Source organism: Methylophaga pinxianii, assembly GCF_020447225.1.
GTDB lineage: Bacteria > Pseudomonadota > Gammaproteobacteria > Nitrosococcales > Methylophagaceae > Methylophaga > Methylophaga pinxianii.
In genome coordinates this window covers 16,467-31,188 of sequence record NZ_JAJAEO010000182.1, presented here as the reverse complement: position 1 = coordinate 31,188, position 14,722 = coordinate 16,467, and the positions used below count along the sequence as shown (strand labels likewise).

At 44.9% G+C, this 14,722-nt stretch carries 16 protein-coding genes; 3 read left to right on the top strand and 13 right to left on the bottom strand.

Annotation, left to right across the window (positions count from 1 at the left end; genetic code table 11):
- Positions 1–159 precede the first annotated feature (159 nt).
- The 6 genes from LGT40_RS12295 to LGT40_RS12270 all read right to left on the bottom strand — a co-directional run bounded on the left by LGT40_RS12295 (position 160) and on the right by LGT40_RS12270 (position 3,853).
- Entirely contained in the window at positions 160–456 is a 297-nt protein-coding gene (locus tag LGT40_RS12295) for a DUF1840 domain-containing protein (protein WP_226072462.1), read from the bottom strand.
- Between the two features lie 124 nt (positions 457–580).
- Positions 581–1,900 (bottom strand): ferredoxin reductase family protein, encoded by a 1,320-nt coding sequence (locus LGT40_RS12290; protein WP_226072465.1) that lies wholly within the window; start codon positions 1,898–1,900, stop codon positions 581–583.
- A 204-nt stretch (positions 1,901–2,104) separates the two neighbouring features.
- Positions 2,105–2,425, bottom strand: coding sequence for a hypothetical protein (locus LGT40_RS12285; protein ID WP_226072468.1), 321 nt, complete (start codon positions 2,423–2,425; stop codon positions 2,105–2,107).
- Between the two features lie 121 nt (positions 2,426–2,546).
- On the bottom strand, positions 2,547–2,819 hold the full coding sequence (locus LGT40_RS12280; RefSeq protein WP_226072471.1) for a TehB family protein: 273 nt from the start codon (positions 2,817–2,819) through the stop codon (positions 2,547–2,549).
- 139 nt (positions 2,820–2,958) lie between these two features.
- Positions 2,959–3,576, bottom strand: a complete 618-nt coding sequence (locus LGT40_RS12275; RefSeq protein WP_226072473.1) for a uracil-DNA glycosylase family protein — start codon at positions 3,574–3,576, stop codon at positions 2,959–2,961.
- A 22-nt stretch (positions 3,577–3,598) separates the two neighbouring features.
- Complete coding sequence (locus LGT40_RS12270) at positions 3,599–3,853, bottom strand: DUF1488 family protein (RefSeq protein WP_226072475.1); 255 nt, start codon at positions 3,851–3,853, stop codon at positions 3,599–3,601.
- A gap of 202 nt (positions 3,854–4,055) precedes the next feature.
- Between LGT40_RS12270 and LGT40_RS12265 the strand changes: the two genes are divergently transcribed.
- Positions 4,056–5,984, top strand: a complete 1,929-nt coding sequence (locus LGT40_RS12265; RefSeq protein ID WP_226072477.1) for a metallophosphoesterase — start codon at positions 4,056–4,058, stop codon at positions 5,982–5,984.
- Between the two features lie 3 nt (positions 5,985–5,987).
- Here LGT40_RS12265 and LGT40_RS12260 read toward each other — a convergent pair whose 3' ends face one another.
- The 3 genes from LGT40_RS12260 to LGT40_RS12250 all read right to left on the bottom strand — a co-directional run bounded on the left by LGT40_RS12260 (position 5,988) and on the right by LGT40_RS12250 (position 9,041).
- On the bottom strand, positions 5,988–7,433 hold the full coding sequence (locus LGT40_RS12260; RefSeq protein ID WP_226072479.1) for a phospholipase D-like domain-containing protein: 1,446 nt from the start codon (positions 7,431–7,433) through the stop codon (positions 5,988–5,990).
- A gap of 230 nt (positions 7,434–7,663) precedes the next feature.
- Entirely contained in the window at positions 7,664–8,044 is a 381-nt protein-coding gene (locus LGT40_RS12255) for a hypothetical protein (RefSeq protein ID WP_226072481.1), read from the bottom strand.
- A 202-nt stretch (positions 8,045–8,246) separates the two neighbouring features.
- Entirely contained in the window at positions 8,247–9,041 is a 795-nt protein-coding gene (locus LGT40_RS12250; protein WP_226072482.1) for a malate dehydrogenase, read from the bottom strand.
- Positions 9,042–9,279: 238 nt separating this feature from the next.
- Between LGT40_RS12250 and pstS the strand changes: the two genes are divergently transcribed.
- Entirely contained in the window at positions 9,280–10,341 is a 1,062-nt protein-coding gene (gene pstS / locus LGT40_RS12245; RefSeq protein WP_226072484.1) for a phosphate ABC transporter substrate-binding protein PstS, read from the top strand.
- Between the two features lie 91 nt (positions 10,342–10,432).
- On the opposite strand, the gene LGT40_RS12240 is transcribed toward pstS, so the two are convergent.
- From LGT40_RS12240 to LGT40_RS12225, 4 genes are all read right to left on the bottom strand, one after another.
- The gene (locus LGT40_RS12240) at positions 10,433–11,440 is read right to left on the bottom strand and encodes a YihY/virulence factor BrkB family protein (protein ID WP_226072487.1); all 1,008 of its coding nucleotides are present in this window, start codon (positions 11,438–11,440) and stop codon (positions 10,433–10,435) included.
- A gap of 227 nt (positions 11,441–11,667) precedes the next feature.
- Positions 11,668–12,144 carry an AAC(3)-I family aminoglycoside N-acetyltransferase gene (locus LGT40_RS12235; protein ID WP_226072489.1) on the bottom strand — a complete coding sequence of 159 codons (477 nt, stop codon included), beginning with the start codon at positions 12,142–12,144 and terminating at the stop codon, positions 11,668–11,670.
- Between the two features lie 144 nt (positions 12,145–12,288).
- Entirely contained in the window at positions 12,289–12,873 is a 585-nt protein-coding gene (locus tag LGT40_RS12230) for a DJ-1/PfpI family protein (protein WP_226072491.1), read from the bottom strand.
- Positions 12,874–13,067: 194 nt separating this feature from the next.
- Positions 13,068–13,790, bottom strand: coding sequence for a hypothetical protein (locus LGT40_RS12225; protein ID WP_226072495.1), 723 nt, complete (start codon positions 13,788–13,790; stop codon positions 13,068–13,070).
- Positions 13,791–14,016: 226 nt separating this feature from the next.
- Between LGT40_RS12225 and LGT40_RS12220 the strand changes: the two genes are divergently transcribed.
- Complete coding sequence (locus tag LGT40_RS12220; RefSeq protein ID WP_226072498.1) at positions 14,017–14,382, top strand: transposase; 366 nt, start codon at positions 14,017–14,019, stop codon at positions 14,380–14,382.
- Positions 14,383–14,722: the final 340 nt, after the last annotated feature.

Genomic DNA, 14,722 nt, shown 5'->3' with positions numbered 1-14,722 from the left:
AGATGTGAGACTTACGTCTGATTACCCATCAAGAACCAACCATAAGGCAAATCATACCCCAGAAGATCGCCTTTCAGCAGAGTGCATGTGGAGTATGGATTGATAAATTTTCTGGCTCTGTAACCCGATCCGGAGAATGGCCGGAGATTTTAGCGGATGTTATTTCCCATCCCACATAACATCGGCATTGGCATCGATGGCTGCTTTTAACAAATTGATTAATGGTAATGCCCGTTGAGACAGCCCCGGTTTAAACTCACCCTCTTGAGGATCCTGTTCCGCAGCCTTACTGGAATCAACGGCTTTTTGCAGATGAGATAAAGCAGATGGTAAATCCTGAGGCTGAAATGCACCCGGAATGGTGCCGCTATGCCCCATGATTTTCAGCATATTTTTGGCAACGTCACCAAACATAGTGATATCGGCATAGGCTTTGGTGCTAAACGTAACGATCATTATAAATCTCCATTAAAGCGTTCAACCTGCATATAAACAGGCTACAGTCAGTGCAATAAGTAACAAAAAAACGGATATGGCACTACCAATTCGTCGTGCATAAACATGCAACATCACAAGTTCCTCATACCAGATTAAACCGTTCAGAATACACACGTTGTTTTTTTACCCCGCGTTTCTGTAATTCAGGTTCCACCAGATCCATCATCGGCGGAGGACCGCAGACAAAGTAATCAATATCCTCTGCATCCTCCGGCAGATAGTCATCCAGCACATCGCCATCAACATAACCGGACTCGCCCATCCACTCATCGGAGGGATCCGACAGCACATGTATCACCCGTAGCGGCAGCTTTTCGGCAAAGGCTTCCAGCGTATTACGCATGATAATTTCTGCTTCGGATTTATTGGCATAAATCAGCCACATCGGCGTGTCATTGAGTTCATCCAACCGGCTGCGGATCATCGATAATATAGGTGTAATACCAATACCACCGACAATAAATACAGCACGCCGTTTGGCTTTGGGATCCATGGTAAATACCCCGTATGGTCCTTCAAGATAGGCCTTATCGCCCGGCTTGACCGTAGATAAATAGTGAGTGAAGTCACCCGCTTCTTTAATCACAAACTCCAGATGTCCCGGATTACTGGCACTGGAGGCCATAGAAAAAGGATGTTGCTGAGTTGAAAATGGGGAATCGCCCATGGTCAGCCAGGCAAATTGTCCGGGTTTGAAATTCATCCCCCGATGCCCTTCTGCGACGAGTATCAGATCAGTCGAATCAGCCCGAGTTTCTTCTGATTCCACAACCCGCCATGGCCGTTTTTGTAACTGATATGGTCGCCATAGGCGGGTTTCCAGCAGTAATAATAATGGAATCGCGACCACCAAAATAAGCAGTCCCTGGGTTAACAGACCAGCCGTATGATGTTGCCCCATCAACGCGTGCCCTAATCCCCCGGCGACCACAAATAAAGACAGGCTGGCATGCAAGGTTCGCCAGGTTTCATATTGCAGCCCCAGTTCTTTTCGCCAAAGCGAACTAACGATCAGTGCGGTTACCGCCAGTGCCAAGGCAATTACGCCACCGGCCCGTAGCCAGCTTTCGGTTGGATCTAGCCACGCAACAAACTGGCGGTCGCCAAGCATTAATAAAATGGGATGTGACAGAATAAATATCCAGGCGGCAATACCGGTGCGCCGATGAAATTGCAGTAAATTATCCTGGCCTAGACCACCAGCAAACCAGCGGTGACGACCTGAAATAATCAGCTGGGTAGCCAACATACCCAATCCCAGCAATCCCAACATTGACCCCGTTTCCACCAACAAATTACGGGGTGCTGGACGCTCAATTCCCATGGCGATCAACATAGGCAGCAAGGCAATCATCAGATAGAGAAAAAGCCACAAAACAATGGTGACGGGTTTTATCGGCATAGCTCTACTCCGATGAAAAAAGAGGATCGTACGAGGGACTTATCAGTCAAGAAAGGCAGTAATAATGGTGAACAACATTATTATTAATGTTCACCAACAACTAAGGTAGACGGATCCGCAACAACCGTCTTTAACCAGCATTAATGGTTGAGAGAAAAAAGAAACCTGACAGACCTTATTGATCTGTCGGGTTTGTATAGCGTGTTATCTTGGTTCAACTGTGGTTTCATATTCGGGGCTGACCAAACGGGGGTCACCTTTGCTGAGACACAGGAAAGTCGTATCGTAAAAATACTTCACCTTTTGGCGCTTCAGGGTTTTAGTGACCAGCAATTCTTTGCCTTGATCGGCGCAATATGCCGCCGCCTGATCCAGCACAGAAGCTTTTGCGGTAGAGGCATTCAGATGATCAGCCGAAACGGTGTACGTATCAGGGCCGACTTTTTTAACGCCTGATGTTTTCACTGCGCAGCCAGAAATAACCAAAGCGGCAGAAATAGCGGCGACGAATGTCAGTAACTTCATTATTTGATCTCCACATTAATAAACCCAATTATGTGCCAGATGGCCAATCACTTGCCGATTATCCGCTGCCTGCGAGCACCCGCCGACAATAATTTTGGTTAAACCGTTTTCTGGCGAAGATTTATTGATAAAACTCGACAAAAAAACTGACCTGACCCAATGGCTTTACCTGGTGTAATACCGCGGGTTCTACCACACCATAATGGTTTGAATCCAATTGTACTTCTTCAAATGGCTCCTGGATGGTATAGAGCAGCTTGCCACTCAAAATAACGATTTTTCCCCACACGCCGTCTTTGGTTTGATGTTGATTCAGCAAGCCTGATGGGATAGTCCCCTCATGAAACTCCGGCGTACGTTTATATGCAACAACATTGTCTGGCAGTGATTTCATTATCTTTACCTCTTAAAAATCCGCATTCGGTTTATCTAGATAGCAAATACATTGAAAGTGCATTTAAGCAGTTGTGTTGATTTCACTATATAACATTGATTTATGTCGTTTTGCCTATTAAACGCAAAATGACGCCTTTTCAATTTTCTGGATCTGACAAAACCTCGGCCACTCGTCGGCGCAGCTCAGGTAATAACGATTTTTCAAACCATGGGTTATTTTTCAACCAACGATTATTTCGTGGACTCGGATGAGGCAACGGCAACAGATAAGGCCAGGTTTCTTGCCAGTTCAATACATTCTCTGTAAGCGAGCGATTACTTTCCGGCAAATGGTAAGCCTGTGCATATTGTCCGATGACCAACGTCAGTTGGAGATCGGGAATCTGAGAAAGCAGTGCTTCACGCCATGTCGGAGCGCACTCTGGACGAGGCGGTAAATCACCATATTTACCGGTTCCCGGATAACAGAATCCCATGGGTAGAATTGCAATACGCTTTTCATCGTAAAACACCTCTGGTGAAATACCCAGCCAGTTTCGTAATCGATCACCGCTGGCATCATTAAAAGGTATCCCGGTGATATGTACTTTCCGGCCAGGTGCCTGTCCGGCAATCAAAATCTTTGCCGATGGTTGAAATTGCACCACCGGTCTCGGTTCAAATGGCAATTTGTCAGCACAGAGTCGACAGGCGCGAATATCCCTCAGCACTGCCGAAACATCGTGATTGAGAAAGGTAGCGGATTGTTTCAACATTGAAATGACTCAATTAAATGAATTAAAGCTCGCCCCGATCAATGTGCAACTCGCCCTCAACCACCTTATGGTTGAGAATCAATCCCTCAGCAATCTCTTCAAATTTGTACTGATGCTCCAAAAACACGGTTTCAGCATCCAGTTCATCATCCGGATCAGCCAAGCCATCTAACGCCGAGGTAGAAACAATACAGGCCACCGTCTGATTATTAACGATGACATAAAATGTCACATCTTGATCATTCACTAAATATTCACCAGTAAAGTCGATATCCATAACGTCTCCTTGGGTAGATTAATTTTTTGAGGATGTATCTGAGCACATCAAACAGAGACTTAAATTGACAGATTGTTTCGCCAGCTGCGTTAACTGAAGTTAATCAATTTACTGCTTTACACAGATTCATTTGCCTGATCATCCACTGGTAACACGCTTTACCGATAATCTCCGTAAAACCCTTAATCGGAGAGCCTAATGCATGATAATCTCGAGACAGATGCAGCGATGCCTTATTACTGCGATGATGATTTTTTTATCGGTCGATATTCAGTCAGGAGAACAGATGGTCAAACGTGTACCGGAAAGGATTGAGTCAAACCAACGCTTTCTGAGTGATCCTTTCCTGCAGATACCCACCACGAATTCAGTGAATGTGGTGTGGTTTACCAACTTTAAGGGGCAACACCATCAATTGCAGTATGGTGATGGACTGAGTGCGGATGCCAGCACCACCAAAATGAGCAAAATGTTTGAGGATGCCGATTCCTCGCAACCCGGACAGGATTATTCGACGCTCACCCAAAGAATTGTTTATCGTCACGAAGCCATCGCAACAGGATTAACTGCCGGGAAACGGGTGAACTATTCAGTCACCAGCACTACCGATGCGGGGCAGCGTCTCACAAGTGCCATCTTTACGTTAGCGCCACTGCCTGTGAAAAACCAGCCTCTGAAAATTTTGCTTACTTCGGATCTGCAATCCAAAACCAACTCGCCTGCCAATTATCAAAAAGTGGTGGAAACGATCGGCCAGCCGGATGCCGTTTTTTTTGCTGGCGATCTGGTCAATATCGTTGACCGGGCTTCAGAATGGTTCGATCAAATTGAAGACGGCGCGCCGCCTTTTTTTCCGACCCTGCAGGGACGTTATCAGCAACTCAAACCGGACTCGCTGTATAACGGTGGGGAAATTCTTCAACACTCGCCCTTGTTTGCCACAATTGGTAATCATGAAGTGATGGGCCGGTTTCTGCCTGAGCAGCTGGATCATCGAATGAACAACAGTTTTAATGATCCCCAGCCACGCTGGTATGCGGAAATCGCTTATCAACAGATAAAACAGCAGATCAATCCGCAAAATGATCCCGACATCAAAGCGCAATGGATTGAGGATAACTCGCACAATCAGCAAACTTATCTGGAAATCTTTTCTTTTCCGGAGGATGGCCCGCGCGGTAAAGAATATTACGCCATAGCATTTGGTGATGTGTTTCTGATCTCGATGAATGTTTCACGGATCTGGCGTTCATGGAATGTCTGCGGTCAACACCGTAGTAAATTTGTCGAAGGCCTATCAGAGCTGCAAAACCCTGAAGCCTGGGGTTTTGGTGAATTTTTATTTGAACGATTCGATGCCCAATCGCAACAATATCAATGGCTGGAATCTGTTCTGCAATCGGAAGCATTTAAACAAGCCAAATATAAAGTGGTTCTCGCACACCAAGGAGTGTTTGGGCTGGGAGATAATGTGGTGCCTGTTCTGACCAATCCGCTGATGCAACTGGTGGAAACAGATCATAATAAAAACCAAACTCTGACCGAGCTCAGCTTTCCCATTTCCCCACAAGATTGGCAAAACATCGTATTACCCAAATTAACCTCGATCAGTGAAATACGTTATCAATATCCGCTGGAGAGTGATATCTGGCGGAAGGATATTGAGCCGTTATTATTGAAACATGGCGTTAATCTGGTGCAAATCGGTCATTCGCACCTCTGGAACCGAACACAAATCGGCAAACTGCATTACCTGGAGACCTCTAATGTCGGCAATACACTCGGGGCTTATTACAACGATCCCACCGGTGCTTATCAACAAAATAATCGCAACAGCAAAGCCAACTTCTGGATAGAGTTGAATTCGGAAAATTCGCGTTGGGATCCGGCGAATTACGCCGCAAATGGCGATCCACATGGACGCAAAATGATTTCCCCCAGCATTTTCAGCCCCATGGGTTTGTTAGATAAAACATTGCCAGCATTGCCGTTTGTCTCCAGCAACCAACTGACAACGTTTTCGATTCTGGACACTGGCAGCGGAACAATTAAAAGTTATGTTTTTGATACCGCCGATCCGGATTCGGAAGTTCGGTTATTCGATGAATTTCCGATTGTTGATGCCGAGTAACCGCTAAAACGTACTTACACCGGTGCATTCCATCATGCGATACAACAGACGAGGCCAAAGCCTCTCATCAGCATAAGTCGCATAGTCAACGCTGTAATGCCGTCCATACAGATTATTCCAACGCTCATCAAACCAGATTTGCCCACGTTGTAACGGGACAGCTTCAGCCGGACCTTTTACGATGACGTTGGTTTCGAGATTGAGGTTGTGCAGGTTACGCCTTGTTAAGTTAGTAGAGCCCAGCAACATCGTTGTATTGCCTTCCACTCCACGATGCATCAGCCATTTGGCATGACATTGCTCGCCATGCGTATCACACCAGCGAACCGTGATACCCGCTTGTTTTAATTCATGGGCAACCGGCCGATTCGGAACTCCGTTTTTCTCACGACCAAACGCATCCTTATTTGGATCCAGCAACACCCGTAAAATCACCCCTCGCACTTCTGCTGCTTTCAAAGCCTCGACAATATGCCGATCGGAGAGATAGAACATGGCCATATCCAATTTATCTCCGGGCTTCGCCTCATTAATCAACTCCAAGGTCGATCGTTCTACTGCCCGCTCAGTCACCACCTGAACCGTCAGACCGTTCTCGATTGGTTCGGCTACTTGCTGCAGTTCAAAAATCGGCGCAGCCTTACCCGAAAAGGTTAATACCGCTGCTTCAGTTTCAAACAAATCCCACGCAGCATCACCATTAAAACGTAATGCCACATTGCCATGCGCGCTACTGCCATCGTGAGGATTGGCTGATGTCACTAAAGCAGTCAGTTCATGTCCATTATCGGCAATAATCAGTTTGCGATGATTGGCTTTGAAATTGAGCATGGCGAGATAAGTCCGCACTGAAACGCGGCCTTCTCCAAAAGGATTGGGAAGCAGCTCACCTTCACTATTGCCAAATGGTTGGATAAACAGACGCCAGAACACAGAGTACACAGGGTTGCTGTCACGCAAACGGGTTAAATCAGTCACTGTGACGGGGATGCCAGCCGCTTCCAATTGAGCAAAATGACGCGAGGCTCGACCGCCATACAGGTTATTAATCGGGTCAGAAATGACATGTACTTCCAGCTCAGGATAACGCTGCTTCTGAGCAATCAGCGCGTCAGTCAGTTCGTCTGACAAAGCACGATGTTCCTCTGCTCCCTGACCTTGAAAGTCATTAAACAGAAACATATCCACCAGCACTATCTTGCGCGCACCGGCAATCATGTCAAAAACCGCATCAAAGATCTGTTGCTCCATGTGCCGCGTATCATTAACGGTATAGGTTCTATCAGCCAGAAACTGAATGTGGGAGGCTGTTCGTGCAGGAGCAGTGTAGTCAACACCATATGGTAGTGGTTTGTATACATGATAAACCGCCACACACATCAGCAGGATGCCCAGCCCAGCTAACCACCTAAAACGATAATTCCGAAAATACACTTTGGACTCCGCCATCAGGTTGAGCTCCTTTTGTTTCTTACTTTGTTCATCTGCTTCAAATCCATTTGAGAACATCCCGCATTAATAAAATCGAAAGATGATACTTGCTTGGCATGCCAATCAAAAGCTTGGGTGCGCTAAACCGTATTGCATCACTCCATCTCCATTCCATCGACTTAACGCATTGTCATACTCTCAATTTGTTACGGATGTTGAATTGCTATCAATAAATCAAGCAAAAGATTTTAGTTGAAATGAATGTCTATTCCATAAGCTTTGACCGAGCGAGACATGAGCTGATGTTCATCATATCCATCACACGATATGCTGATTTGCTGGTTTGAGTACCATTCATAAAAGAAATGATCGCAATAACCGGCGAAAATGACTTGTCCATCTTCTGGTAATTTGACAGGCGCGGTTGAGAGCACCAGATGCAGACCATAGGGAGCCTGAGAAACTTCGGTCATTGAGAGAAATTCGGTAATCAAATAACGATTATCTGGAGAGCTTTTACTGGATAAGCTTTGATAGTCCATGCCCTTTGTATAGTAAATAACTGCCTGAAAAGCGGCATACCCGAAGCCCAACAGCACAAGTAGCACGAGAATGGTTTGACGTTTCACAGTATACGTTTTCAGCTGAAATTAAATCCTGACTAACTAAAGTCTAAGCGTCTTAACTATATCCCAACAAAGCGACGACTTCTTTCACCGCCTTCATCGAGTTTTCCAGTTTGGCTTTTTCATCAAAATCCAGATTGAGCTCGACAATTTTTTCCACACCCTTGCAGCCCAGAATAGTCGGCAGGCCAATAAATAAATCGCTTTAACCATATTCGCCACGGGTATATACCACGCTGGGAATGAGCCGTTTTTGATCTTTTAATATTGATTCAACCGTCTGGGCGGTGGCGGCGGCAGCTGCGTAATAGCTGCTATAGCCAAGCAGATTGACTATTTCTCCACCACCATGCGCGGTGCGGTGAATAATTTCTTCCAGGCGTTTTTCGCTGATTAAATCGAGAATCGGAATTCCAGAAATAGTGGTATGTGTAGGTAACGGCACCATCGCATCGCCATGTCCGCCAATCACAAGCCCATTCACATCTTTCACACTCACGCCCAACTCCATGGCAATAAACGCCTTATAACGTGTGGTATCCAGAGCCCCTGCCTGACCGATAATTCGTTCACTCGAAAAGCCAGTGATTTCTTTGACAACATGACACATTGCTTCAATCGGGTTGGTCACCACAATCACTATACTGTTGGGCGCATAGCGTTTTATATTCTCTGCCGCCAGCTCAATCACGCCTTGATTGATTTTGATTAATTCATCCCGACCTGGATATTTCCCTGTTTCAGGATCTTTACGTCGTGGCACTCCAGCAGACACCACCACAATATTGGCATCAGCAATAATCTCGGGATGCTGACTGCCCGTAATCTTGGCATCAAACCCCGCAGCTGGTCCGGACTGCATTAAATCCAGCGCCTTGCCTTCAGCTATCTGCTCGTGGATATCAAATAAAGCGATATCCCCTAATTCTTTTTGAGCTAACCAGTGGGCCGTTGTTGCACCGACGTTGCCAGCACCGTAGAGAGCAATTTTATTTTGCACGTGGCTTCCTTTCTTTCTCAGTTGATTTGGCTTGCTCAACTATCTTATTGGAAATAGTTGAGAGGTGTAAGCTTAAAAAACCTGAGTGATACCAGCCTATTTCGGCTGTTGACAAATAATAAATCAACTTAGTGCAACAACATATATGGATTGCCATATATATGTAACAATGCATATGTATATTGCTTAGTGGAAGCTACACGCCAGATGAATCAACTGATGCGCTAAGGAAATAACAATGAATAAACAAATTAAATCCCTTTTCTATTTTGCGGTGACACTCTTTTCACTCAGCCTGACTGCCTGTGACTCAAAGAATCCATCCATGGAAACATCAGAAACAGAAGACTTTCGCCCTGAAATAATCCTTGCAGGCTCTACCTTTGCCTCACCATTCTTTAATAAAGTGTTAGAAATATATGGTGAAAGTCACCCCACCACCAAATTCACCTATCGTTCTATTGGCAGTGGTGCAGGCATTGAACAATTTATTGAAGGCACAGCCGACATCGGCACCACTGACGCACCGATAAATGACAAAGAATCTGCCCGTTTGAATGGTGAGTTTGAGGAAATCATTGTTATCTCGGGCATGATCAGTATCGCCTACAATATCGATGGCCTGACTGACACGCTGCATCTCCCCCGAGATGTCTATACTGATATTTTTCTGGGCAACATCACTCGCTGGAATGATCCACGGATTTTAGCGGCCAACCCAAACATCAATCTGCCTTCCAGCGCGATTCAGGTCATTGCCCGCTCTGACAGCAGTGGCACTACCTTCGCATTTACTAATCACCTGGCAACCATTAGCCCTACCTGGAAGACCGAATTCGGTGCCACAAAATTACTGGACTGGCCCGGAACAACCGTGGTGGCCAAAGGCAATGAAGGGGTTTCACAAAGACTGGCCATTACCAAAAACAGTATTAGTTACGTTGAATTTGGCTTTGCAAAACGCCTCGGCTTAAATGTCGCACGTTTGGAAAATAAAGCAGGTAAATTTGTGCTACCGGATAACAAAACAGGCGATATGGGACTCACCGATACCTTCTACCCGGAAGCAGAAGATCTCGCTTCATCCATTGCAGATCCAGAAGGCGAATCGGCCTACCCTATCGTCGCCTACACCTGGGCATTAATCCGTCAACAATATAAAACACCGGACAAAGCCAGCGAAATAAAAAATCTGATTAACTGGACACTGGAGGAAGGCCAATCATTAGCACAACCATTGTATTACCTGCCTTTATCACCAGAGATTATTCAGGCAGAGCAGGAAAAGTTGGGGCTTTAATAAATCAAGTTTGTTGGCAGCTTGATAATTCCTTTTGAAATATCAAGCTGTCTTTCCCTTCATCAGCCCTGACATTCGATATACATGTTGTTTAGCGCTGCCTATCTTTTGAGGGCTCAGGAGCGGGAGTGTCTGCTACGTAAGCACCCCGCTGCCCCATTGGTTTGTCTTCTCCAACCGTGGAGTCAACTTCGGTTTGCAGCTCTATTTCAGCGTTTATCTCGGCTCCCAGCAACACAACAAAAGCACTAAGATAAAACCACAAGATCAGAATGATCACACTGCCAATCGCGCCATAGGTTTCATTGTAACTAGAGAAATTTTGCACGTAGACAGTGAAACCGATAGAAGCCAAAAGCCACAGCAAAGTAGCAATAATCGACCCGACGCTGACCCAACGCCATTTGGCATTTTTTCTATTGGGGGCAAAACGATAAACACACTCCAATATGATAATGAACATCACCGCCAGGATTGGCCAACGCAATGTTCTCAACAAAGTCTCTAACTTTTCCCCCAGAGGAATCATGCTGAGAATCACAGGTACCAGAATGGCGAGTAACGCTAAAATGACAAAACTGAAAATCCCGACTACAGTAAATAAAAGTGACATCAGCAGCAGGTTCCAAAATGGTCGCTTTTCTTCTTCTCTGTAAATAATATTACACGCCTTAATTACCGCCATAGCCCCCTTGCGTGCCACCCAAAGCCACACTAACAGCGACATGACTAACGTTAAGCTAAAGGTTGCTTCGTCAGTACTTGTGAGCTCAGTAAGCTGGTCCGTAAATATAGTGAATGCCTGTTCAGGCAACAGTTGCCGAAGTGGTTCGACTTGGGAAAGGATATTTCCAGGTGACGAAAAAAGCCCAAAAAGCGACACCCCGACATTTAATGCAGGGAAGATGGACAGCATCATAAATAACGCCACGCCAGCGGCGAGAAGCGAAATATCATGGCAACTCACATTGTTAACAACCCGCCGAACGATATCCCACCACCCTCGCCAAGTGATTTCAAGCGGCGAGCTGGCTTGTTGCCCACGCTCATCTTCAGAAGCTATTTCTGCTGAATTTGATGTGATGTCATCTTTTGGCATAACGCTCCTTTTTTTCTGACTTCGGGCCAGATTGGTAGGGATTTTTACTCTATCTCGTTAAATCAAGTTTGCTGCACTTGAAATGATGAAGCTCAGCCAACTCACTCAGCAATGAACTCCATTTATCGGCCAGAGGAATAATTTGCACGGTCTTTGCCCTTTAACACCCGCAACAACCACGAAGTGAAGTGACGTCAGGGCCCCGAAGAGCATATTGCTTATGCTTGTTATGCCGTTTTATCAGCAGACTCAACCGAAATATCAAAGTGCAGGACCTCTTCGCAAGACCCAAATCTGTTATAAAGCGCAATGGCAGCCTCGTCCTCTATGCCCGTATCAGCCTGAACAAAAATGACATATGCACCACGCTCAACGGCTATCTTTTTTAATTTTTCAATCAAAGCTGTAGCAACGCCTTTTCGTCGATGCTTTGCCGAAACCGCAAGATCATAGATATAAATTTCACTGCGTTCTTGCTCAAATTTTTGTAGCTCGTAGGCTGCCAGACCTCCTACAACCTTTTCATCTGACAACGCTGCCAATGCAATAAATGAATCACCACTAAGTAAACGTTTAAGATAGTCTGCCGTTGGGGGTTTTTCCGTGTAGGTTTTCATGTCATTGAATACCTCACCGAAGTTCGTAAGCCACGCATTCATCAGTCCGACATCTTTTATTGTGAGTTGGCGAATTTCTATTGTCATGTATCGCTCCTACACCGCATCGCCCATAGTAGAACTGGCAATAAAAACTTGGTGTCAGAATCAGGATTAAAAAATAAATTCTAATTCATGTTTCAGTTTCAGGCAGTAGAAAAATCAAGCTTGCGGCCCCTTAATAGGCCATTGTTATGCGTTTTTTGTCCATGAAAAATCCATCTGTCTTGCTGTCTTTTCAGCCAGGTCATTACTGTGCAACTTGCTGACCAAATGGAGACTCATGTCAATTCCTGCTGAGATACCGCCTGACGTGATGATGGATTCCTCATCTACCCAGCGAACATGCTCGACAACTGTCAACTGAGGAAACATCTTTCTTAGGTCAGCGACATCTTCCCAATGCGTCGTCACCTTATGCTCGTTCACTATTCCAGCCTGTGCCAGCATAAATACACCAGTGCAAACTGATGCAACCAGAGTGGCTTTACGTGCCTGTTTAGAAATCCAATCAATGACCTGAGGTTTTTTCATTTCATCCGTATGAACACCGCCTGAAACGATTAGAACATCAATGTCTGGATGATTGTGAAAACCATAGCTCGGTAAAACTGAATACCCAGCTCGGGCAGAAACCATATTCCCGGTTTCACTTACCAGAAAAACATTGAAAGGAATATCGCCCTTACAAAGCCGCGAAGCGGTTGAGAACACTTCGAATGGTCCCGAAAAATCCAGTACCTCGGCGTTGTCGTAGATGTAAATGCCAATATTCATTCAAGTATTACTCTGACTCATAATATCTACATCAACCGCGGCTTTGTAATGGAGACGCGGGTAGAAGGAAAAACCGTCAAATTGAATGTGGTTCTTACAGACATTCCAATAAACCTCTGCTCTGGGAAAAGCTCCCTGAATACAGAATTAAGTATTTGTGTATTTTTAGCCTTGATTGACGGCTGGTCTGAACGCTACAAAGATGCATATTCAACCCATTGCGGTGGAGAGTCCATCTTTGAAGTGAAGTATCGAATGACATCAAACGCTGTTTTATGTGGCATGCTTAGAATGAGAAGTTGATGCCACAACGTATCGTTTTCAGGTCCTGAAGACTTCCTGTCCTGCGTTTTCATATGAATGATTCGATCTCGCAGTTTCTTTAACTTTTTAAACTCAGACCAAGACCTGTGGTTTTTAAGTGATTTAACTCCTAAGACTTCTGGAAGCACTTGATCCAGCTTCTCTTCTAGGGAAATATATCTCTCAATTTGTTGCTTGTTGGCAGTCTCTAAAATAATTTTACTCTTACGAAAATGTGCATATTCAAAGTTATCTGGAATTACCTCATTTGCGAACGCTTCTATCGCCGCTAGAGCCAAAATAATTGATTGAATTGTATCTTCAAGGAAGTCAAATGCATCACCTTCAGTAAGAAATTCAACTTCTTTTTTTATGGATGAATCTATTTTGCTTTTTGCTCGAAGCTCCTTGGCCCTGGAATGACTCTTCTGTGATGCGCTCAAAAGAATGGCAGAGCCATTTGGAACTGGAATAGTAATTTGCTTCTTAGAGTTCAGTTTTGCGACAGTAACAACTGTAAGTCGTGAACCTTTAGGAATAACTTGCCCGTCCCAAGGGTTATTCCAATCTTCAGATAAATTGCCTGTGGCCTGAAGTCTCCAGTCTCTATCCATCAAAAAATATCCCAATAGTTTTCATAAATAGGCCGTGCGGCAAAGCAGTCTGGCTTGAAAGTATTTAGACAAGAAACCTCGCTATTCCAAACGCACCTACTGAAAAGATAGCCAATAGAATGAAATATTTGGAGTCAGAGTAAAAATACATGGATTTGAACCCAAAAAGAAATTCAATTAGTTAAACTCTGCTTTAAATGATAACCAAAAATATCAAGGATGATATATGGCGCGTTTACCACGTTTGTGTTTACCTGCTATCCCTCAGCATATAATCCAGCGTGGCACCAACCGACAGGCTTGTTTTGCAAAACCTGATGATTTTGCTGCGTATGCCTCTTGGTTAGCACAAGCAGCTAAAGACAATGATGTTTTGATTCATGCGTGGGTTTTCATGACAAATCATGTTCATCTTCTTGTTACACCGAAAAGTGATAGCTGTGTATCAAAGATGATACAAAATTTAGGCAGACACTACGTTAGGTCCAACGGATGGGAGCGTGTTAAAGCCTACCAATCTCTGTTTTCATCCCAACTTGACCGGAATATTGTCAAAAATATCAGGTCATCTGTTCAAAAGAACTTGCTTTGAGAAACAACAAATTCAAACAGCAAATTCAAGCGTTAACAGGGCGGCGTGTGATTGCTATGAGACGTGGCCCTAAAACCAACCAAAAAAGGGTGAGTTTTTACTCTGACCCCAAATATTCACAGCACGAATTGGATAATTGTCGCTGAGAACTTCGCGTGCCCAAATGATCGTTTAGCTCGGTGTTCAAGGTTGTTGTGCAAAACCTCTGATGGCATACTGTTTATTGGGGGAGGCTAAGTTGAATTAGCCCGACTCTGACAGGGCAGCAGCAGAACTACTGGACCCGAATAGATTAGTGTTTCTGAAATGCTCATTTCCCCCAATCGTACTGTAATTAACA

Bases quoted from the DNA above. Each gene is read 5' to 3' on its own strand.
- LGT40_RS12275 (WP_226072473.1), bottom strand. From the start codon at position 3,576: ATGTTGAAACAATCCGCTACCTTTCTCAATCACGATGTTTCGGCAGTG.
- LGT40_RS12240 (WP_226072487.1), bottom strand. From the start codon at position 11,440: ATGCCAAAAGATGACATCACATCAAATTCAGCAGAAATAGCTTCTGAA.
- LGT40_RS12290 (WP_226072465.1), bottom strand. From the start codon at position 1,900: ATGCCGATAAAACCCGTCACCATTGTTTTGTGGCTTTTTCTCTATCTG.
- pstS (WP_226072484.1), top strand. From the start codon at position 9,280: ATGAATAAACAAATTAAATCCCTTTTCTATTTTGCGGTGACACTCTTT.
- LGT40_RS12235 (WP_226072489.1), bottom strand. From the start codon at position 12,144: ATGACAATAGAAATTCGCCAACTCACAATAAAAGATGTCGGACTGATG.
- LGT40_RS12265 (WP_226072477.1), top strand. From the start codon at position 4,056: ATGATAATCTCGAGACAGATGCAGCGATGCCTTATTACTGCGATGATG.
- LGT40_RS12260 (WP_226072479.1), bottom strand. From the start codon at position 7,433: ATGGCGGAGTCCAAAGTGTATTTTCGGAATTATCGTTTTAGGTGGTTA.
- LGT40_RS12280 (WP_226072471.1), bottom strand. From the start codon at position 2,819: ATGAAATCACTGCCAGACAATGTTGTTGCATATAAACGTACGCCGGAG.
- LGT40_RS12225 (WP_226072495.1), bottom strand. From the start codon at position 13,790: ATGGATAGAGACTGGAGACTTCAGGCCACAGGCAATTTATCTGAAGAT.
- LGT40_RS12285 (WP_226072468.1), bottom strand. From the start codon at position 2,425: ATGAAGTTACTGACATTCGTCGCCGCTATTTCTGCCGCTTTGGTTATT.
- LGT40_RS12220 (WP_226072498.1), top strand. From the start codon at position 14,017: ATGGCGCGTTTACCACGTTTGTGTTTACCTGCTATCCCTCAGCATATA.
- LGT40_RS12295 (WP_226072462.1), bottom strand. From the start codon at position 456: ATGATCGTTACGTTTAGCACCAAAGCCTATGCCGATATCACTATGTTT.
- LGT40_RS12270 (WP_226072475.1), bottom strand. From the start codon at position 3,853: ATGGATATCGACTTTACTGGTGAATATTTAGTGAATGATCAAGATGTG.
- LGT40_RS12230 (WP_226072491.1), bottom strand. From the start codon at position 12,873: ATGAATATTGGCATTTACATCTACGACAACGCCGAGGTACTGGATTTT.